10 protein-coding genes and 1 pseudogene are annotated in these 20727 nt (G+C 65.1%); 7 read left to right on the forward strand and 4 right to left on the reverse strand.

All coding sequences use genetic code 11. From position 1 onward, the window contains the following. The 5 genes from BV95_RS24170 to BV95_RS20445 all read left to right on the forward strand — a co-directional run. A partial coding sequence (locus BV95_RS24170; protein ID WP_037456565.1) for a beta strand repeat-containing protein occupies positions 1-3323 on the forward strand: 3323 nt, incomplete at its 5' end. Between the two features lie 108 nt (positions 3324-3431). After that, positions 3432-4823, forward strand: a complete 1392-nt coding sequence (locus BV95_RS20430) for a multiheme c-type cytochrome (RefSeq protein WP_037456568.1) — start codon at positions 3432-3434, stop codon at positions 4821-4823. Next, the gene (locus tag BV95_RS20435; RefSeq protein WP_037456571.1) at positions 4820-6790 is read left to right on the forward strand and encodes a heme-binding protein; all 1971 of its coding nucleotides are present in this window, start codon (positions 4820-4822) and stop codon (positions 6788-6790) included. The genes BV95_RS20430 and BV95_RS20435 overlap by 4 nt, the downstream gene beginning before the upstream one ends. A 3-nt stretch (positions 6791-6793) precedes the next feature. After that, positions 6794-8617 carry a hypothetical protein gene (locus BV95_RS20440; RefSeq protein ID WP_037456574.1) on the forward strand — a complete coding sequence of 608 codons (1824 nt, stop codon included), beginning with the start codon at positions 6794-6796 and terminating at the stop codon, positions 8615-8617. Positions 8618-8718: 101 nt separating this feature from the next. After that, on the forward strand, positions 8719-12708 hold the full coding sequence (locus BV95_RS20445) for an LVIVD repeat-containing protein (RefSeq protein ID WP_037456577.1): 3990 nt from the start codon (positions 8719-8721) through the stop codon (positions 12706-12708). Positions 12709-12955: 247 nt separating this feature from the next. Here BV95_RS20445 and BV95_RS20450 read toward each other — a convergent pair whose 3' ends face one another. From BV95_RS20450 to BV95_RS20465, 4 genes are read right to left on the reverse strand one after another with little or no spacing between them, the layout of a single operon-like run. After that, positions 12956-13804 (reverse strand): phosphodiesterase, encoded by an 849-nt coding sequence (locus tag BV95_RS20450; RefSeq protein ID WP_037456580.1) that lies wholly within the window; start codon positions 13802-13804, stop codon positions 12956-12958. 15 nt (positions 13805-13819) lie between these two features. Beyond that, positions 13820-15631: a cytochrome c3 family protein gene (locus BV95_RS20455; protein WP_037456583.1), complete on the reverse strand. Its 1812-nt coding sequence runs from the start codon at positions 15629-15631 to the stop codon at positions 13820-13822. 8 nt (positions 15632-15639) lie between these two features. Further along, a complete protein-coding gene (locus tag BV95_RS20460; protein WP_037456586.1) occupies positions 15640-16521 on the reverse strand; it encodes a hypothetical protein in 882 nt (293 codons plus the stop codon). Next, positions 16521-19034, reverse strand: coding sequence for a cyclic nucleotide-binding domain-containing protein (locus BV95_RS20465; protein ID WP_037456597.1), 2514 nt, complete (start codon positions 19032-19034; stop codon positions 16521-16523). Before BV95_RS20465 ends, BV95_RS20460 begins: the two co-directional genes overlap by 1 nt. A gap of 168 nt (positions 19035-19202) precedes the next feature. On the opposite strand from BV95_RS20465, the gene BV95_RS20470 reads away from it, so the two are divergent. Beyond that, entirely contained in the window at positions 19203-20108 is a 906-nt protein-coding gene (locus BV95_RS20470; protein WP_037456589.1) for a tetratricopeptide repeat protein, read from the forward strand. Positions 20109-20411: 303 nt separating this feature from the next. Continuing rightward, positions 20412-20727 (forward strand): annotated as a pseudogene (locus BV95_RS20475) (hypothetical protein); the annotation flags it as partial.

Raw genomic sequence — 20727 nt, forward strand, 5'->3', positions numbered from 1 at the left:
GCGGGCGTGGGGGCGATGCGCTGGGCGGCTTCGCGACGTTCGAGCTGACGGGATCGTCGACCCTGCTGGACGCGGGCGACATCGGCGTGCTGGCCGAAGCGCTGGGCGGCGCGGGCGGGCAGGGCGGCGTGAACGGCGGCGCGGGACTTGCGGGCGCGGATGGCGGCGATGCGGGCGGCGGCACGGCGCTGTTCGACCTCAGCACGGGCGCGAGCGCGATGACGGGCGATGCCTTGCGGGTCAGCGGCGATGCGGTGGGAGGCAACGGTGCGCTTGGCACGGCGGGGCCGGTCGGGGGCAATGGCGGCGCGGGCGGCAATGCTGTCGCGGGATCGGCAACCTTGCGGATCGACGGCGGGCATATGCGCTTCAGCAGCGGACTGCCCAGAGCGCCGGGATATGGCATCACGGCTGTCGGGCAGGGTGGATTTGGCGCGGACGGCAGTGCGGGCAGCAATGCCGGATTGAGCGGCGGGATCGGCGGTCGCGGCGGTAATGGGGCTGGCGGGGTCGCGGCGTTCGATGCCTTTGACGGCGATTATGCGCTGGGCGACATCAGCGTGCTGGCCGATGGGTTTGGCGGACTTGGCGGGGCCGGCGGGACCGGGCCGGGCGGTGCTTCGGCTGGAGGTGTGGCGGGCTTCGGCAGCGGCGGCACGGCCAGCTTCGGCAATGGCGACGGCGGTACGATGCTGCCGGGGGCGCAGCGGCTGATCGACTCGCTGTTCATGAGCGCGAGCGGTGATGCGAGCGGGCTCGTTCAATTTGCCGACGGCAGTACGGCGGCGGGTGGCGGGCTGCGCATCAACGGGTCGATGAGTCTGACCAGTATGGGCGCGCCGGTCGCGGGCTTTTCCGGCATTTCCGTCACGGCCAGCAATGGCGTGCAGGTTGGGGGGAGCGCTGACTTCACCAGTGAGGGGCCGCTTTCCTTCGCCTTTGCCGGAACGGGCGCCGTGGCGGTGGGCGGGGCGCTGACCGGGGTTTCGGGGACGGGCATCGACCTTAGCCATAGCGGGCGGCCGGTGGGCAGTTACAGCCTGTCCGCCGACAGCATATCCTTCACGACGCCGGGGAATGTGAGGCTGGTCTCGGCGGGCGCGATGCGGGCGGTGGGCGACCTGACGATCCTGAGCACGGGCGGGAATATCGATCTGGCGAGCGGCAGTTTGCTGGCTGTGGGGGGCGACGTGCGTCTCTTTGCTCAAGGCAGTCTCAACGGAACGGGCGCTGCCGTGCAGGCGGCGGGGACGGCGGCCATCGGGCTTGGCGGGGCAGGGGACATATTGCTGGGGGATCTGGCGTCCGGCACCTTGCTGGATCAGGTCGATGCGAACGGGAATTTGTTGGGGACGGGGGGCATTGCGATTGGCGGCGACTTCGCCGTTTCCGGCCGGCTGGACATCGGTGCGGGCAGCGGCACCCTTTCCGCCGCCGCCATCGATATCGGAACATTGGCTGCCGGGACGCAGCAACTGACTGTCTCCGGCGGGACGGTTCGGATCGGCAATGCGTTGATGAGCGGCGATCTGATCGTCAATTCCAGCCTGCTGCTGGGCAGTGGCGATATTGCCGGGCTGTTGCAGGTGCGGGCGGCTGCGCCCACGGGTCTGGCGCAGCTCATTGGCGCAGTTGCGGCCGGAGCCATTGACATCGATGCGGGCGCGATCACCAGCAGCGGCCTGACTGCGCGCAATGGCGACATTGTGCTGCGATCCGCCACGGACCTGGGGGTTACGGATGCGCGCGCATTTGGGGCGATCATCATGACCGCCGATGGCGGTGCGCTGACGATCGGCAATGCGGCGGCTGGCGGCAATCTGACCCTGACGGGTCTGGGGATCAGCGCATCCAGTCTGGCGGCTGGTGGGCAGAGTCTGTTGAATGCAGGCGTTGGCGATCTGGTCGTGAGCGATATCGCGTCGGTGGGGGCGATTACGGCCGATGGCGGAAGCGTCAGTCTGGGCGCGGCTGGGGCCATGACCATTGCGCAGGCCAATGCATCGTCCGGATCGCTGATATTGAATGCGGGGGGCGCGCTTTCCATTGTGGATGCGAGTGCTGCGGGCGACATGACGTTGGGCGGCGGGACCATATCGGCGGCGACGCTGTTCGCCGGTGGGTCGTTGACCGCTACGGCGGCGGGCAATGCCAGCTTCGGGAATGTGACTTCGCAGGCGGGCGACATCGTGCTGAATGCCGGGGGGGTGCTCGGCTTGTCCGCTTTGGTTGATGCGCGGGCGATCACCATCGGGTCGGGCGACATCGTCATTGGCGGGGCGGCGCGGGTCGGCAATCTGGCCGGGACGAGCCGCATCGCGTTCAATGCTGTGAACCTGCAGCAGTCTGCCTATGTCGGCGGCGGCGACGTGGCCGGGACTTACAGCCTTTCGGCGGCGGAACTTGGGCGGGTCGTGGCGGCCGATCTTGCCATCAACGCGGCTGCGCGGGGTGTTGCGGGATCGCCCGATATCATCGTGCAGGATCTGACCGTCGGCACGGCCAATCTGGCGAGCGGCGGGGTGCTGGCGATCGGCACCAGCGGTCATTTGCGGGTTCAGGGCGCGGTGCGGCTGACCGGGCGGTCGGGACAGGGCGGACTGGCGCTTGCGGCGGGGCAGGCGCTGGAGATCATCGCGGGGCCGGGTCTGATCGACATCAGCGACGGCAATGGGGGATTGGGCGGCGTGCTGACGCTCACCGGTCCTAACATCATTGCCGCGACCTTGTCGGCCATTGCGGATGTGGCGGCGGGGGGATCGCTTTATGGCCGGGAACTGCGTCTGGCGTTGAATGACGGGCTGGTGAACGATGCGGGCCTATTGCGCGCTGGCACCATCCGGGTGAATGCGGGCCAAAGATTCTTCATCCAGAATATGGGCGTTTCCAGCGCTATTTCGGATCGGCGCGGCTTTACCGCCGGTAATCTGGTGATCGATGCGCAGGGTGCGGGGCTTGAGATCGCCGTCAATGGGCAACTGGCCCTGTCGACCGGCGGCTTTGCGCAGGGGTTGGATACGATTCCGCTGGTCGCGGTCAACGGTTCCTATAATCCGGGGTCGAAGATCAATGGCTGCCTGATCGGCAATCCGGGCGCCTGCTTCGTTTCCGGTCTGGACAGCCGGGATACGTGGAACGGCGTGCTGGACCCGTCGGTGCAGGCCGGGCGCATCTTCACCCTGTCGCTGATCGAATTGCGCGACATCGTGGCGCAGGGATATCCGCCGCTGATCGACGAGCCGGTGACGGGCGCGGGCAATGAGGATTTGTGGGAACGGTCCTGCGGTGGTCCCGGCGCTCGGGCCTGCGATGCGCCCCAATAGATGGTCGCGGCCAAAACGGGATTGAAACAGCGGGTTGAACCCGTAGAGAGAAAAGCGCGGCGGACGCAGGGGAAAGCGTTCGAATCAGCCGGCACGGGGGCGTGGTGAATGGGGGGCGGTAAGGGCAGGGTGATCGGCAGGTCCGTTGGCGGGATGGCGTTGTTGGCCATGCTGCTGGGGGTGCTGTTGCTGTGCGGCTTGCCCGGCGGCGGATCGGGCGCGGCGGATGCCGCTTCGGCCGCCCGGACCTATACGGGCGTCGCCTCCTGCGCCGGGTCCACCTGCCATGGCCGGATGGAGGGCGACGGCAAGGTCGTTCGCCAGGACGAACTGATGCGCTGGCAGGAGCCTTCGACGCCGGGCGGAGCGCATAGCCGGGCCTTTGCCGTGCTGAACGGCAGGCGGGGGCAGCAGATCGCGGCGACTTTGGGGCTGGGCGACGCGGCTTCCGCGCCTGCCTGCCTTGGTTGCCATTCCACTCCGGCGGGGGTGCGTGGGGCGCGTTTCCTGGCGCAGGACGGCGTTGGCTGCGAAGCCTGCCATGGTCCGGCGAGCGGCTGGATCGCTTCGCATTATGCCGTGGGGGCGGGCCATGCCGCCAATGTCGCGGCGGGGATGACGCCGCTCGACCGGGCGCAGGCGCGGGCCTCGGTCTGTCTCGACTGCCATTTCGGCAGCGCGCGTGACGGGCAGTTTGTCGATCACCGGATCATGGCGGCGGGGCATCCGCGCATTTCCTTCGAACTGGACCTTTTCTCCTCGATGCAGGCGCATCATGACGAGGATGCGGACTATGCGCAGCGCAAGGGACGGACCGACAGTCTGAAGCTGTGGGCCGTGGGGCAGGCCATGGCGGTCGAGCGGGCGCTGACCCTCTATGCCGGGGCGAAGGGGACGGAAGGGGCCTTCCCCGAATTTTATTTCTTCGATTGTCAAAGCTGCCATCGCCGCATCTACGATCAGGCGGAACGCAGCAAGACGTGGGAAGCCAATCCAGGGCGGCCGATCCCGGCGGGCATGCCGCCCTTCAATGACGAGAATATGATCATGCTTTCGGCGGCGGCGCGGGTTGCCGCGCCGGGACTGGCGGGGCGGTTCGATGCCGACAGCCGCGCCTTCCATGCGGCGATTGCGCGGGACCGGACGGCGGCGGTCGCGGCGGCGGGCAGGCTGGCGGGCAGTGCGCGGGCCTTGGCCGACGCCTTTGCGGCGGGCGGGATGCAGGGCGATATGGCCTTCGCCATCGTGCGCGAGATTGCGGGAAGCGCCATATCGGCGCGCTTCACCGACTATGAAGGGTCGGTGCAGGCGGTGATGGCGGTCGACACGCTGCTGAACAGCATGGTCAAATCGGGCCGCGTGACCGTGGGCGCGGCGGCGGGGATCAGGGCCGACGTCAACCGCGCCTATGCGGCGGTGAAGGAGCCGAACAGCTATCGTCCCGCCGATTTCCGGTCCGCACTGGGCAGCGCGGCGCGCAGCATCGGAGCGCTGCAATGAGGGGACGGCATTTCCAGCTGGGCGCGCTGGCGGCGATTGCGGCGCTGATCCTGTCTTCCTGCGGCGGCGGCGGCGGCGGAGGGGGCGGCGGCACGCCGACGCCCGGCCCCACGACGCCTACGCCGACCAGCCTTTATACCGCGCCCGCGCAGGAATCGCTGACGGTGGCGGACGTGGAATCGGTCGTCGCCCATGCCGTGGCGGAGGCGCAGGCGCGGAGCCTGCCCGCTGTGATCGCCGTGACCGACCGGGTGGGCAATGTGCTGGCGGTGTTCCGCATGGCCGGAGCGCGGGCGAGCGCGACCACCAGCGCCGCGCCGAATGGCGATAATGTCGACGCGCAGAATCTGACCGTCCCGGCCGAGGCCGGGGCCATCGCCAAGGCGATTACCGGGGCCTATCTGTCGAGCGGCGGCAATGCCTTTTCCACCCGCACGGCGAGCATGATCGTGCAGCAGCATTTCCCGCCCGCGCCGACCACGGCTGGGCTGGAAAGCGGGCCGCTGTTCGGTGTGCAGTTCAGCCAGTTGCCCTGTTCGGATTTGTCGGCGCGTTTCCTTTCCTCCGGCGCGATGGCGATGATCGGGCCGAAGCGTTCGCCGCTGGGACTGGCGGCTGATCCGGGCGGGTTTCCGCTCTACAAAAATGGCGTGGTGGTTGGCGGCATCGGAGTGATGGCGGACGGGGTCTATGGGTCCGACGGCAATATCCTCGACGACGATAATGATCCTGAGGAATATATCGCGCTCGCCGGGACTTTGGGGTTCGAAGCGCCGGAGGGCGTCCGCGCCAATCGCATCACGGTGGACGGCACGTCGCTGCGCTATTCCGATGCGGCCTATTCCGGGCTGATGGCGTCGGGCGCGGTGAGCTTTGCCGCGATCAACGGCAGCGCGGGATCGCTGGTGGCGGTGCGCGGCTATTATGGCGATCCTGCGCCGATGATCCTGGCGGGGGTGGCCTATGGCACCGAAGCGTCGGGCGTGCGTCGGGCGCGAACCGCCGAATTTTCCAATAGCGACGCCTTCGTCCTGAGCGACGGGTCGGGCAATGACCGCTTTCCGATCCGCGCCGGGACCGATGCGGGCGACGTGGCGCAGCCGCTGACGGCGGCGGAGGCGACCGCGATCCTTGAGGAAGCCTTCACCGTCATGGGCCGGGCGCGGGCGCAGATACGCCAGCCGCTCGACAGCCGGGCGCAGGTGACGATCAGCCTGGTCGATACGCGGGGGCAGGCGCTGGGCATCGTCCGTTCGCCCGATGCGCCGATCTTCGGTACGGATGTGAGTTTGCAGAAGGCGCGGACGGCGGCCTTTTTCTCCGGCTCCCGTGCCGCTTCCGATCTGTTGGCGAGCAGCAGTGCCGATGTGGCGGCTTTCGTGGGGAAGGCGCGGACGTTCCTCAACGATTCCTCCGCGCTGACGGGCCGTTATGCTTTTGCCGACCGTGCCGTGGGCTTGCTGTCCCGGCCCTATTTTCCCGATGGCGAGGTGGGGCGGCCCAATGGGCCTTTCTCCCGGCCCATCGCGCAGTTCAATCCTTTCTCCACCGGGTTGCAATCGGCGTTGGTGGTGGGCGATCTTGCCGCGCATCTGGCCTATGTGACGGGCGTCAGCGCCACCGATACGCCGCAGCGTTGCTCGGCCGTGCCGACCGTCTCCGGCCAGAACCGGGTGCAGAACGGCATTCAGATATTCCCCGGTTCCGTGCCCATCTATCGCGGCAATGTGCTGGTCGGCGCGATCGGCGTGTCGGGTGATGGCATCGATCAGGACGATATGATCGGCTTCCTTGGCCTCAGCAATGCCGGGACGCGGGCGGGTGGGTTCGGCAATGCGCCTGCGGCGATGCGGTCGGATCAGATCGTTGTGGATCTGGGCAATGCGAATGTGCGGTTGCGTTATGTGAACTGCCCCTTTGCGCCGTTCCTGGACAGCGGGTCGCAAAATGTCTGCGCGGGGCTGTAGGGGATGGGGCTGACCGCGCTTCTGCCGTTGTTCGCGCTGGCCCAGCCCGGCGAGCCGGTCGCGCCGCCTCCGCCGGAAAACTGGCAGGAGATATTGGACGCGGATCGGCAGTCCATCGAAGGGCGCCGTCGTCCGGGCTATGAGGCGCCGCTGCCCGATGCGGTGACGCAGGACAATAAGGGCGCCGTGCGGGCGCCGCCGCCGGAGGCTTTTCCGACGGATCAGGTGCCGATCCCCGACCGCTGGCGGCTGATCGAGAGTCTGGGCCTGGTGAAGGAGCGCTGGTTCGATCCCTATGGCCAGAACACGCTGAAGGGCGACCGGCCGATCGACCGGGAAAAGGTGAAGTGGCTGCCGATCAAGGGCGAGGACTGGTTCTTCGTCGCCAATGCGGTCAGCGATACGGTGCTGGAGCCGCGCACCTTCCCGATCCCCGTGGGCGTGCAGACGACCGAGCATCCCGGCAGCATCGATGTGTTCGGCAAGGATGCGAGCGTCGTGTTCAGCCAGACCTTCATCGGCGGCGTGGCGCTGATCAAGGGGGCGACCGCCTTCAAGCCGCCGGAGATCGAATATCGGCTGACGCTGGCGCTCAACGTCAATCATGTGAATGTGCCCGAACGGCGCGTGCTGTTCGTGCAGCCGTCCAGGCCGTCGCATCGCACCGACCATTTCCTGGGGGTGCAGGAAGCCTTTGTCGACTATCACCTCGCCAATACGTCGGATCGTTATGATTTCCGGTCCGTGCGCGTGGGTATCCAGCCGTTCCAATCGGATTTTCGCGGCTTCCTGTTCAATGATCAGCAATTGGGAATCCGGCTGTTCGGCAATCGCGACAATAACCGGTTTCAGTTCAATCTGGCGGCTTTCTGGCGGCTGGAGAAGGATACCAATAGCGGGCTGAATTCCGTCGTGCAGTCGCCGCGCAACGATTGGGTGTTTCTTGCCAATCTCTATCGGCAGGATTTCCTGATACCCGGCCTGACCAGCCAGATCACCGCTGTTTACAATATGAACCGCGAGCAGCGGGACATCGAGATTGACGATAACGGTTTTCCGGTGCGTCCGGCGTTGCTGGGCGACTTGCGGGGGCGGGAATATGATGTCGTCTATCTGGGCTATAATGCCGATGGGCGGATCGGGCGGGTGAACCTGACGGCGTCGCTTTACGGTGCGCTGGGGGAGGACCGGAACAGCTTCTTCACGTCGAAGCCTGCGCAGATCCGCGCCTTTTTTGCCGCTGCGGAGGCGAGTGTCGACAAGGATTGGATGCGGTTTCGGTTATCGGGTCTTTATGCCAGCGGCGATGGCGACCCCTATGACAATCGCGAGAACGGGTTTGACGCGATATTCGAAAATCCCGTCTTTGCGGGGGCGGACACCAGTTACTGGATCAGGCAGACCATTCCCTTTGCGGGTGGCGGGCGCGTGATCGGGATCAATGGGCGCAACGGTATATTGAATTCGCTGCGTTCGTCGAAGGAGCAGGGGCAGTCGAACTTCAACAATCCCGGCACGATGCTGTTGGGCGCGGGGGCGGATTTCGACCTGATGCCGGAACTGCGAGTTTCCGCCAACGCCAATCATCTCTGGTTCCAGAATACGGCCACGCTTCAGGCGCTGCGCAACGAGGGCAGTATTCCCAAGTCCATCGGCTGGGATTTGTCGACCGCGGCGATCTGGCGGCCCAAGGCCACGCAGAATATCGTCTTTCGGCTTTCAGGGGCGACTTTGCTGCCGGGGGCAGGATTTCGCGACCTCTTCACCAATAGCGAGCGTAACCGGAATTATTATTCGGTGCTTGCCAATTTGATTTTGAGTTACTGATGCGCCGGCTTCCCTTCCTGTCATTCCCGCGAAGGCGGGAACCCATCTCCGGCGCTGCATCCAGTCGGGAGGCTGGAAGATGGATTCCCGCCTTCGCGGGAATGACGTTGTTGTTGTTGCTGGCCGCACTGCTAATCCCCGTCGCGATCCTGCATGCCTCAGACGCCGAAAAGCCGGTTGAGCGACACTATACCCAGGCGCCCGCTGCGCCGATGAGCCAGACGGCCGAGCAAGTCGCGGCCAAATCGGACGGATGCTATAGCTGCCACACCAAAACCGACGAGCCGTCGATGCACGCCACCCCGGCGGTCATGCTGGGTTGCACGGACTGCCATGGCGGCAATGCGGCGGTGCGGGGCGACCCCGCGCTGGGCTTCGAAGATCCCGCCTATGTCGCGGCGCGGGAGAAGGCGCATGTGCTGCCGCGCTATCCCAAGAGCTGGCACTATCCCTCCTCCGCCAATCCGCAGCGGACCTACACGCTGCTCAACCGGGAGGCGCCGGAGTTCGTCCGCTTCGTCAACCCCAGCGACTATCGCGTGGCGCGGGAGGCTTGCGGTTCCTGCCATATGCAGGTGATCGAGGCGGCAGAGCGTTCCCTGATGGCGTCAGGCGCGATGCTGTGGGGCGGGGCGGCCTATAATAACGGGATCGTGCCCTATAAGAATTACATCTTCGGGGAAGCCTATACGAAGGATGGCAAGCCCGCGAAGATCGTCTCGCCCGGTAGCCCGCCCGGCACGCTTACTACGGAACAGAAGGCGCGGGGGGCGTTGGCTGAGCTTTATCCGCTGCCGACATGGCAGGTGATCCCGCCCGGCGACGTCTTCCGCGTGTTCGAGCGCGGCGGGCGCAACATCGGCACGCAATTCCCCGAAATCGGCCTGCCCAATCCCACCGGATCGATCCAGCGGCTGGAGGAACCGGGTCGGCCCGACCTCAAGCAATCCAATCGCGGCCCCGGCACGGGTTTGCGCGTGGCGATCCCGGCGCTCAACATCCACAAGACCCGTCTCAACGATCCCTATATGTGGTTCATGGGGACGAACGACCAGCCGGGCGATTATCGCCATTCGGGCTGTTCGGGATGCCATGTCGTCTATGCCAACGACCGCGAGCCGCGCCACAGCCTGATCTACGCCCAATATGGCCGCGACGGGCAGACCGCCACGGTAGATCCAACCATCGCGGCCAAGACGAGTCATGGCGGACTGAAAGGCCCGCATGGCGAGACGGTCAAGCCGGATCATCCGGCCAGCCCCGAACACCCCGTCGACGCCGTCAAGGAAAGCGGCCATCCGATCCGTCACGCCTTCACCCGCGCCATTCCCACCGCACAATGCATGAACTGCCACATGCATCAGCCCAATATCTTCCTGAACAGCTATCTGGGCTATACGATGTGGGACTATGAGTCCGACGCACCGCTGATGTGGCCGGAGAAGCAGAAATATCCCACCGCCGCGCAAGTGCATGAGACGCTGGAGCGCAATCCGGAAGGGGCCAGCCCGCGAGGGAAATGGGCGGACCTGGAATTTCTGCGCAACGTCTATGATCTGAACGACAAGGCGAAGGACACGCAGTTCGCGGACTATCACGGCCATGGCTGGAACTTCCGGGGCGTGTTCAAGCGCGACCGGGAGGGCAATCTGCTCGATGCGGACGGCAAGATCGTGTCGCCCGACGACCCGGAAAAATGGCGCAGGAAGGGCGAGGAGAAGTTCGTCCAGCCCGGCACCAATCCGGGCAAGTCCGTGCATCTGATGGACATCCATGCCGAAAAGGGGCTGCAATGCGCGGACTGCCATTTCGCGCAGGACAGCCATGGCAACGGCTTCATCTATGGCGAGGTAGCGAACGCCATAGAGATCGGGTGCAAGGATTGCCATGGCACGGCCGACGCCTATCCGACGCTGCTGACCTCTGGTCCCGCTGCGCCGCCCAAGGGGACGAACCTGGCCCTGCTGCGCAATCCGGACGGCAAGCGGCGCTTCGAATGGTATTATGACGCCAGCGGGCGGCAGCGGCTGATCCAGCGGTCTATCGTCGATCCCAAGCTGGAATGGGAAGTGTCGCTGGTGAAGGATAGCGTCGATCCGGCCAATCCGCATTTCAACGCCAAGGCGGCCCGCGCCAAGCTGATGAGCCGGTCGGGGGCGGAGGATGGCAGTTTTGCCTTCGGGCCGGGCGTGGCGAAGGAGGACCGGGCGCATGGCGACGACAATATGGCCTGCTTCACCTGTCACCTGAGTTGGACGACCAGTTGCGGCGGTTGCCATCTGCCCATCGAGGCGAACTGGAAGACGTCGCTCCACCATTATGACGGGGAGGAGACGCGCAATTTCGCGACCTACAATCCCCAGGTGGCGCGGGACGAGATGTTCCAGCTTGGCAAGCATATGACGACCAAGGGCAATGAAACCGCGCCGGTGCGGTCGACTTCGGCGCTGGTCCTGTCCTCCACCAATATCAATCGCGAGCGCATCTATATTCAGCAGCCGCCAGTGTCCGGCATCGGCTTTTCGTCCCAGGCCTTCGCACCGCATTTTCCGCATACGGTGCGCAGGACCGAAACGAAGACTTGCTCCGACTGCCATTTGTCGGCGAAGGACGACAATAATGCGATCATGTCGCAATTGTTGTTGCTTGGCACCAATTTCGTGAACTTTGTGGGGATGAACGCTTGGACTGGCCTTGAAGGTGGGTTCGAGGCGATCCGCGTCACCGAATGGGACGAACCGCAGGCGGTGATCGGCAGCTATCTCCAGAAATATGCCTATCCCGACTATTGGAAGCTGCATGTCGAGCAGAATAAGCGCGAGTTGAAGGATTGGGTGCGTGGCAAGTTCTTCGACAGGAAGGCTTCGGGCGAAACCCAGGCCGTGGAGGAATTCCGCAATGTCGTGAAGGGCACGGCGGGGCGCGTCGGGTGCCTGCAACTGCGCGGCGAATATATGTATGTGGCCGAAGGGAAGGGCGGTTTCCGCGTCTATGACGTGGCGTCCATCGCGAACAAGGGCTTTTCCGAGCCGATATTGAGCGGGCCTTTCTCGAAACTCGGCCACAATAGCGGCGTGGCGTCGAAGAATGCGACCTGCATGGCGCTGCCGACCAACCAGCCGATCAATCCGTTGCGCAACACGAAGCAATTGCGGGAGATCAACCAGGAGCAGCCTTTCCTGCCGATCTACAGCTATGCGGCGGTGACGGACAGTGTCGAGGGGCTGATCATGGTCAATATCGAGACCATGGCCGACGGCGAGTTCCGCAACAATTTCCTGAAGCGGGCGGTGACCTGGAACCCCGATGGCGTGCTGAACGGGGCGCGGCATATCCAGTTGGCGGGGCAGATCGCCTATGTCACGGCGGATGTCGGGCTGGTGGTGGTCGATCTGGCCGATCCGCTGCATCCGCGGCTTGCCGCCGTGCGGCCTTTGAAGGATGCGCGGGCGAGCGCGATCCAGTTCCGTTATCTCTGGGTGACGGATGCGGAGGGTTTGAAACTGTTCGACGTGACGCGGCTGACCGATCCGGTGGCGGTGCCGTCCGCGACCGTGAAGCTGGCCGATGCGCGGCGCATCTATCTGGCGCGCACCTATGCCTATGTCGCGGCCAAGGCGGAGGGGCTGGCGATTGTCGACATCACCAATCCGTTGAAACCGTCCGTCTATGCCAGGGAGACGTTCGGCGGGCAAATGACCGATGTGGAGGATGTGATCGTCGGCACGACCAATGCGTCGCTGTTCGCCTATGTCGCGGATGGGCGGAACGGGATGAAGGTGATCCAGCTTACCAGTCCGGCGAGCCAGCCCAATTTCTACGGCTTTTCGCCTGCGCCCAAGCCGGAACTGATCGCCTGGGCGCGGACGCCTTCGCCGGCGCTGGCGCTGTCCAAGGGGCTGGATCGCGACCGGGCGGTTGACGAGACGGGCGGGCAGATCGCGGTGTTCGGGCGGCTGGGGTCGCGGCCCTTTACCCGGCCGGAGATGGAGCGGCTGTTCCTGACGTCGAAGGGGATACCCTATAAGGTCAGCGATGAGGTGGATATGAAGGGCTGGAGGCCGCCGTTGAAGGTGCCGTTGGGTTTGTAGGATGGGGTTGCGGCTGATTTCGACCAATCCAAGACATTCCTTCTCCCTTGAGGGAGAAGGATACGGAGCCTTGCTGAGCGAGGCGAAGCTAGGCGCAGTTGGATGAGGGGGAGCGGGCCTGCGGCCCGCGCGATCCTGTGGATCGCAACCCCCTCACCCAGCTACGACTAGGCAGCAAGCTGCCAAGTCTGCGCAGCCCTCTCCCTCAAGGGAGAGGGGTAAAAAGAACGTCCCCAATCCACCATTTTCAGGCGGGCCGCTCATCGATCAGCGTTCGCACCAGCGATTGCATTCCTGCGTCGAACTTGGCCAGCATGACATGATCGTCGGCTGTCGCGAAATGGGTGATCAGGCCGTGGTCCGTCCAGCGATGCAGCGCGTAGGCAGGCGGGTCTGCGACGATCATCGGGCGGTTGTCGGGAGCGTCCGGGTCCATGGGGCGCATGTCGAGCACCAGTTGGGGGGCGGTTGAGGAGCAGATGGCGATGGTCGTGCCCTGCCATGGCGCGGTGATGGCGCGGTGGATGTGGCCGCAGAGGATCGCCTGGATATTGGGGCGACCCGCGATGGTTGCCGTGAAGCGTTGGACCCATGCTTCTTCCGGGTGAGTGTTCATCCAGTCTATGCCGACCTCGACCGGGGGGTGGTGCATGACGATGAGCGTCGGGGTGGTACTGTCCTCGTCCAGGCGGGCGGAGAGCCAGGCGGCGCGGCGTTCGCAGAAGGCGCCGCCGTGGCGGTCCGGTTCCAGCGTGTCGAGCATGATGATCCGCCGGTCCTCCAGCGGGATCACATAGTGGACGAAGCCGTCTTCCTGGGGGATGTGCGGGAAATATTGGGCGAATTGGGCGCGGTCGTCATGATTGCCCATGCAGGGCCAGACCGGGAAATCGCATTGGCTGAAGGCGTTGGCTAGGCGGCGGTAGCTGTCCGCGTCGCCCCGGTCGGTCAGGTCGCCGGTCGCCAGCAGCAGGTCGGGACGGTTGGGGCCGTCGTTCAGGGCGCGCAGCACCTGGTCCAGCCGCTTGCGGTTGAACTCGGCGGGGTTGTCGGGGTCGAAACCCAGATGGATGTCCGTGACCTGTGCGATCAGCATGGCCTTTGCTCCCCCCTATGTGTCGCGGCCGGTCTTGCGGGGCCGATCTGCGTCGTCTCTCTTGATCGAGCGGTCGGCGGGCACCCAGGGCGCGCCGTCGCCGATATGGTAGCTGTGGCACATGGCGCAACCGGAGGGAACGTCCGCGCTGGATTTTTCCCCGCCATGGCAGGTGCGGCAACTGTCGAGGCCGGGCAGCAGCAATTGTTTCGCGTCATGCGATTTGGGCGCTGCGTGGCAGCTTTCGCATTTTTCGGTGCGGTGCGCGGCATGATCGAACCAGCCGTTCATCATGTAGCGCATCGGCTGATGCACGGGCAGCACTTGCCAACTGGCGTTGCCGTTTGCGCCCGGAGGGGTGACGGTGTGGCAGTCGTAGCAGGCCCCGCCCTTGGAGAAGACGGCCTTGACGGCGTCGTCGGCGCGGGATGGGCGGGCGGCCGCCGCGCCGAAATAAGCGTGGTAGATACGGCCCTGCGCATAGTCGCCGGGCCGTCGGCGCGCCATGCCGCCCAGAGCGATGGGCTGGGCCGGGCCGGTCGAGCGGTAATAGGCGCGCAGGTCCGCGATCACCTGTTCCGGCTGGCCATGGCGCAGCGTGCGGACGGTGCCGCCGATCGTCTCGAAGCCGAGGCTGTGGCACATCTGGCAGTCGCGTTCCATGTTGACCGGCAGGAAGCGGACGCCGTCGGCGGTCGGCTTGTGGCAATCCTTGCAGGCGAGGGCATCGCCGAAGCCATATTGCGCCTTCATCGTGCGCGCCATTTTCGCGACGCCGCCAGTAGCCGACAAATGGATGTCGTGCGGGAATTTGAGGCCGCTATCGTCCATCGGCTTGCTGTCGAGCGAGGCGCGGGTGAAGCGGGGATGCTTGCCGGGCACGGTTTGGACGAGGGCGGAGAATTGCGGGTGGCTGGTGCCGAAATCGGCTGCGTTGCCAAGTTTGCTGTCCTTGAGGCGATCCTTGAGCGTACCGTGGCAGTCCGTGCAGAAGGCTTGGGGCGTGGGCTGCATCGGGCCTGCGCCCTCATGTTCGCGGTGGCAGTCGACGCAGGCGCCTTCGGGCGGTTTGCCGAAGGCGGACGCGACGCTCGACAGCAACTTGCCGCCAAGGCCGGGTTCGGCGCGGGCCATGGCGATGCGGGCGGCGGGGGCGTGGTCGTGCACGTCCTTGTGGCAGGTCTGGCAGGCGGAATCTCGTACCGAGACGAAGGCCTTTTCGTGACAGGTTTCGCAGCGGCCTTCGAGCGCGTGGTGGGCCTGGCTGAGCGGGCCGGAGGACCAGCTCTTGTCGCCCGTGACCGTGTAGATGTTGCGCGTGTCGTTGGCCGGGCGGCTGGCGTAGCTCCAGATCGGGATGGCCAGGAAGCCGATCAGGATGGCCAGCGCCATGCCCCATGCCGTCAGCCGCTTGGGCGGGGCGAGGCCGCGCAGGGAGAAGACCTTTGTCTCCTCCTTTTCCTCCGAGGCTTCGGACACGGCGTCCACGCGGCGGATGGAGAGGATGGTCGCGCCGTCCTCATCACGTGACACGGTGATGCGGTGGCCGCCGAAGCGTAGTTCCGCGCCCTTTGCCGGATCGATTTCGGCGCGCAGGACCGTGCGGCCCTCGTGGTCGAAACCTAGCGTGCCAGTGGCGCGGATGCGGATGGTGCGGTCGTCGACCTGCTCGATCCGGGCATGGTCCGGCTCCAGCGCGAGGTCGGGGAGGTGGATGTCGTTTTCGGCTGCCCGGCCCAGCGAGAGTTGGGGCTTGGGCAGGGTGGCGGCGCGGACGATCTCGCGCCCATCGGCGGTCAGGCTGATCTGACGGATTAGGAAGCTCATTGGCGCGCTCACCAGTAGAAGAAGACGCTGACGATATGCGCGGTCAGCGCGGCCAGCAGGGCAAAGGTGGCGGGCACATGGACGTAGAGCCAGATTTCCAGCAGCGCCTTGAGCCTGAGGTGGCGTCTGAGGCGCGCGAGCATCGCCTGTTTGCGTTCCAGCAGGGCGTCGATGCGCTCCAGCGGATCGTTGCCGGTGTCGGGCTGGTCGCCGGTCCAGTGGCGGAGCGCGGCCTGCGCCTTCGCGGTGGCGCAGCGGGGGTAGCGGCCCGACAGGCGGCTCAGCAGGGTGCCGCCGAACGGGTCCTGTTCCAGCGACTGGCGGACGAGGGCGGCCTTGTCATGGGGCAGGGGCTGGGCGGCGTCGTGGAGTTGGCGGTCGATGGCGCGCACGGCGTCGAGCATCTGCACCTGCGTCATTTCGGCGCGATTGTTGCTGAGCGCGGCGGGCAGGGTGGCATAGACGGTGATGCCGAACAGGCCCGACAGGATCACCAGCATCATCAGCGCATAGGCCAGCGTGTGGACGTTCCAGCCCAGTTGGAAACCCGTGTGCAGCGTGGCGATGACGATCAGGCTGAGGCCGAGATAGACATGGGCGGAGGTCCATGCCTTGAGCGACCAGCGGCCCCGCGTCATGGCCCGCTTGCGCAGGCCGAGCAGCGTCAGCCAGAGGATCAGCAGCACGCCGATCGTGCCCATGGTGTAGCCGTACCAGCTTCCGCCATTATGACGGGGGGTGACGTCGACCAGCATGTAGCTGGCGATGGAGAGGATGCAGATCAGCGTCGCGGCCTTCAGCCAGCGGAAACCGGCGTGGCGCAGGAAGCCGTCATGCAGTACTTCGCCCCTGGCGCGGCGGGGGGCTTTGCCGGAAAGCTGGGTGGCCATCAGTTCGCCTCCCGGTCGAGGCGGGCGACGGTCAGGAAATCCTCCGGCGCGACGCGGATGGCGGCGCCGGTCGGGCAGGCGCGGACGCAGGCGGGGCCGCCCTCAATGCCGGAGCACATGTCGCATTTAATGGCCTTTTTCGGCTTTTCGACGCCGGGTTCGGCATTTTTGTAGCGCCATTTCTTCGAAGGTTCGCCGGGGCCGGGGCCTTGGCCGAAGAACATCCAGCTTAGCAGGCCCGGCTTCTTCGGCGGGACGCTGTCCATGCGGATCACGCCATAGGGGCAGTTGCGCTGGCAATTGCCGCAGCCGATGCAGGTGTCGTCAATGAAGACCTCTCCGTCCGGGCCGCGATGGATGGCGTTGGGGGGGCAGTCGGCCATGCAGTGCGGATGTTCGCAATGGCGGCAACTGGTGGGGACGTGGAGATGGGCGTAGGTGCGGCCTGCTTCGCGGTCGAGCCGCGACAGGCCGTCATGGCTGTCGGCGCAGGCTTTCTCGCAATTGTCGCAGCCGACGCAGAGATGCTCGTCGATCAGCAGCACGTCGGTGGCTTCGCCGATGCCGTTGTCGACCAGGAATTTCGCCGTTTCCGAATACATGTCGACAACGGTCGAGAAGCTGTCCTTGCGGCTTTCGATGAAGGCGTTGACGTCCTGGCGGGATGCCATGTCGCGGCGGGCGCGCTCCAGCAGGGCGGGCTTGGCGGCCATCAGCCGGGCGAAGGCGTCGCCGTTCAGCTTGATGACTTCGGATTTGACGGTGGCCTTGACCGTGGCGGTGCGGGGGCCGCCTGATATCAGAGCCATTTCGCCGACATAGGAACCGGCGGGGAGGTAGGAAAGGAAGACGTTCTTGCCGCCGATCTTCTTCTCCACGATCATGGAGCCGACGCGGATCACATAGATGTCGGTGCCGGTGTCGCCTTCGGTGATGACATGTTCGCCCGCCTTGACTGTCTTGATCTCGGCGGTGTCGAGCACTTCGGTCAGGTCCGCCGGGGTCAGGCCCGCGCCGAACAGTTGCAGCAATTGCCGCTCGGTAGAGATGCGGGTGATGGCGCGCTTGGCAGGCGGGTTGGAGGACATGAGCTTCAGCGCCGCCGTGCGCGACACCTCCACCATGATCGAGTCCGCGCCCGCCCGAACCGTCGCGCCGCGGCGGCGGCCGGAGATCAGGCCGACTTCGCCGAAGATGGAGCCTTGATCGATCGGGACGTTGAGGGTGGGGCTGACCTCCACCAGCGCCTGCCCCTGCGCGACGCCGAAGAGGGAGGAGCCGGGATCATATTTTTCGAAGATCAGATCGCCCTTACGATAGGCGCGCACTTCGCTGTCGAGCATGAATTCGCGCATCTGGAGGGGGGAGAGGCCCTCCAGGATGGAGACGTTGCCGCGCAGGAACTCCAGCCATTGGTCGACGCTCTTCTTTTCCGGCAGGGCGGCGAATTTGGCGGCCAATATCGGTTCGTCGGCGGGTTTCAGGTCACGATTGCCGTTGATATATTCGACGACGTCATAGCCCTGATTCATGCAATGCTTGATCAGCGGGTAACCCGCCAGGGCGCCGATCACGAAGATGCCGGGCGCGGTGCTTTCGAAGACCGGGGACAGTTTCGGGAAGGCCAGCCGGTCGCCGCTGGTGAATTCGATGCCGCAGCTTTCCACGAAGGCGCGGGGCGGGGCGGAACCCATGCGCGCGATGATGCGGTCGCATTTCAGCTTCACTTCGCCGTCGCGACTGTCGAGCGTGATGAAGCCCGGCTCGATCTTCGCGGTGGTCGCCTCCGTCATGATGGAAAGGCGACCCGTTTCGGCGGCGGCCATCAGCGCCTTGACATTCGCGGCCTTGGCGCTGGCGAATTCGGTCGAGCGGTTGAGGATGGTGACGGCATTGCCCTGCGCCTCGTCGGCGGCGAGGCCCAGGGCGTTTTCGATGCCCGCGTCCCCGGTGCCGACGACGAAAATATGCTCGTCATTATAAGCGGCTGGATCGTCAAGCTGATATTGGACATGAGGAAGATCGGCGCCGGGTACGCGCATCAGATTGGGGTTGCCTTGCGTGCCGATGGCCATGATGACCGCGTCGGCGATGATGTCCCGGCCGTCGCTGAGACTCAGGCGATAGGGCGGGGCGAGGCGCTGGATTTCCTTCGTATCGGTGGTGCCGTCGCGCTTGCGTTCCACGATCTTCTGGATACTGCCGGGGATGGGGTCGCCGGTTCCGGTGATCGCTTTCACTTCGCACCGGTAGGCGACGTTGACGCCTTGTTCGGCGGCTTGCGCGTTCCAGCGGTCGAGAATCGATTCGCGCTTGCCCGCCTCGAAATCGCAGTCGGATCGCAGCACGAGCTGGCTGGGCGTCGCCATCACATGCTTGCCCTTCTGATATTTGAAGATGGTGTCGGACAGATGGTCCGTCTTCTCGATCAGCAGGTGGGAAAGCCCCAATTGCGCGGCGCGCGCGGCCGCACTCAGCCCCGCCGGCCCCGATCCGACGATCGCGATACGCACGCGGTCAGTCAATGATTATCCCCCAAAATACCCCTGTGCCCCGGATGTTACCGGATGCCTGTCCCAGGCTGCACTCTATCATTTCCGCAGCGTCACGCTAGAGAGGATCGGCGGGATCGGTCGGGGAGTGGAAGAATAATGGGTTGGAGTTGGGGGCGGGTCGTGTTGATGGGCGCGATCGGCATCGCCGCCGTGTCGGTCGGCTATAATTTGACGCATACGACCGAGGAGGCGAAGGCGCCCGCTGCTCCTTCATTGCTGACGGACGATCGGGCGAATGATCCGGAAGCGGTCATTCGCGGGCTTCAGGACAGGGTGGGGGCCAATCCCAACGATGCCGAGGGCTGGCAGAGGCTGGGCTGGGCCTATTTCGAAGCGGGGCGCCATGCCGATGCCGTGCGCGCCTATCGGCATGCGACGAAGCTGGCGCCGGGCAATGCGACCTTCTGGTCATCGCTGGGAGAGGCGGCCGTGATGGCGAGCGAGCGCGATCCCATGCCGGAGGAAGCGGCGGACGCATTCGACAGGGCCATCTCGGTCGATCCGAAAGACCCGCGGGCGCGCTATTTCCTGGCGGTGCGCAAGGATCTGGCGAAGGATCATGAGGGCGCGATCCGCGACTGGCTCGCCTTGTTGGGCGATACGCCGCCGGGCGCGCCGTGGGAGGCCGATCTGCGCCGGACCATAGAGCAGGTGGGGAAGATCAACGGGATCGATGTGGCGGGGCGGCTGGCGGCTGTGAAGCCTGTCGCGCCCCATCCGCCCATGGGTGGCGGCATGTCGGTCGCCGCGGCCGCGATACCGGGGCCGAGCCGGGAGCAGATGCAGGCGGCGGCGCAGCTTCCCAAGGGACAGCAGGATGCGATGATCGAGGGAATGGTTTCCGGGCTTGAAGCGAAGCTGAAGGCGAATCCGGGCAATGTGGACGGCTGGATCATGCTGATGCGCAGCCGGATGACGCTGGGGGAAACTTCCAAGGCGGCGGCGGCCTATGCGGCGGCGAAGGCGGCCAATCCTGCGCAAGCCGGGCGGATCAGGGACGAGGCGCGGATTTTGGGGGTGCCGGGAGTGTAGCGCTGATTTGCAAGAGGTGGGGTGTCAAACCCCCATCTATGCTGGATAGTCCGATAATATATCTTATGTTAAATTATGACATCTCTAGCGGGTGGATTGCTGACGCTTCGACTTAAGATATTGAAAGAAAAACGGTATCGCGCAAAACAATGCATGTACACATTTTCGCCTTGCCTCCAGGGCAATTGCCCGCTAGCTCGCTGCAAAATCTCTATTGAATTACTAGAGATTTTGCTCCCCGGCTTTTGAAGCGGATCGGCGCGCCACGTCGGCCTCCGCGGAGAAACAAGAGGAGGTTCAGGCTTGCAATCATTCGCACCGGCGCACGGAAAATCCAGGCCGGATGCGGAATATAAGGAGGTTACGATGCCCAAGCGGGGGGTGATTCTTCGTCGCGGATTAGACTGTTTCATCGGCGTTTCAGCGTTCGCCATGGCCGTTCCGGCATTGGCGCAGGGTTCCGGCGGGTTGCAGCCCTCCGATGACTCTGAACCCGCTGACATTGTAGTGACGGGTGTTCAGTTCAAGGGTGCGGCGACGCCTTTGAAGTTGTCTGTTGATCCAGCGAGCGACACGGCGCTGGTGAGTTCCTTGTCGTCGGAGGATATTGCGCGTCAGT

Origin of the sequence: Sphingobium chlorophenolicum (genome assembly GCF_000722875.1) — a bacterium.
Lineage (GTDB): Bacteria > Pseudomonadota > Alphaproteobacteria > Sphingomonadales > Sphingomonadaceae > Sphingobium > Sphingobium chlorophenolicum.

What these genes read in the sequence shown, in the direction of transcription:
- BV95_RS20455 (WP_037456583.1), bottom strand. Translation starts at nt 15,631, where the DNA reads ATGAGCTTCCTAATCCGTCAGATCAGCCTGACCGCCGATGGGCGCGAG.
- BV95_RS20440 (WP_037456574.1), top strand. Translation starts at nt 6,794, where the DNA reads ATGGGGCTGACCGCGCTTCTGCCGTTGTTCGCGCTGGCCCAGCCCGGC.
- BV95_RS20435 (WP_037456571.1), top strand. Translation starts at nt 4,820, where the DNA reads ATGAGGGGACGGCATTTCCAGCTGGGCGCGCTGGCGGCGATTGCGGCG.
- BV95_RS20450 (WP_037456580.1), bottom strand. Translation starts at nt 13,804, where the DNA reads ATGCTGATCGCACAGGTCACGGACATCCATCTGGGTTTCGACCCCGAC.
- BV95_RS20430 (WP_037456568.1), top strand. Translation starts at nt 3,432, where the DNA reads ATGGGGGGCGGTAAGGGCAGGGTGATCGGCAGGTCCGTTGGCGGGATG.
- BV95_RS20445 (WP_037456577.1), top strand. Translation starts at nt 8,719, where the DNA reads ATGACGTTGTTGTTGTTGCTGGCCGCACTGCTAATCCCCGTCGCGATC.
- BV95_RS20460 (WP_037456586.1), bottom strand. Translation starts at nt 16,521, where the DNA reads ATGGCCACCCAGCTTTCCGGCAAAGCCCCCCGCCGCGCCAGGGGCGAA.
- BV95_RS20470 (WP_037456589.1), top strand. Translation starts at nt 19,203, where the DNA reads ATGGGCGCGATCGGCATCGCCGCCGTGTCGGTCGGCTATAATTTGACG.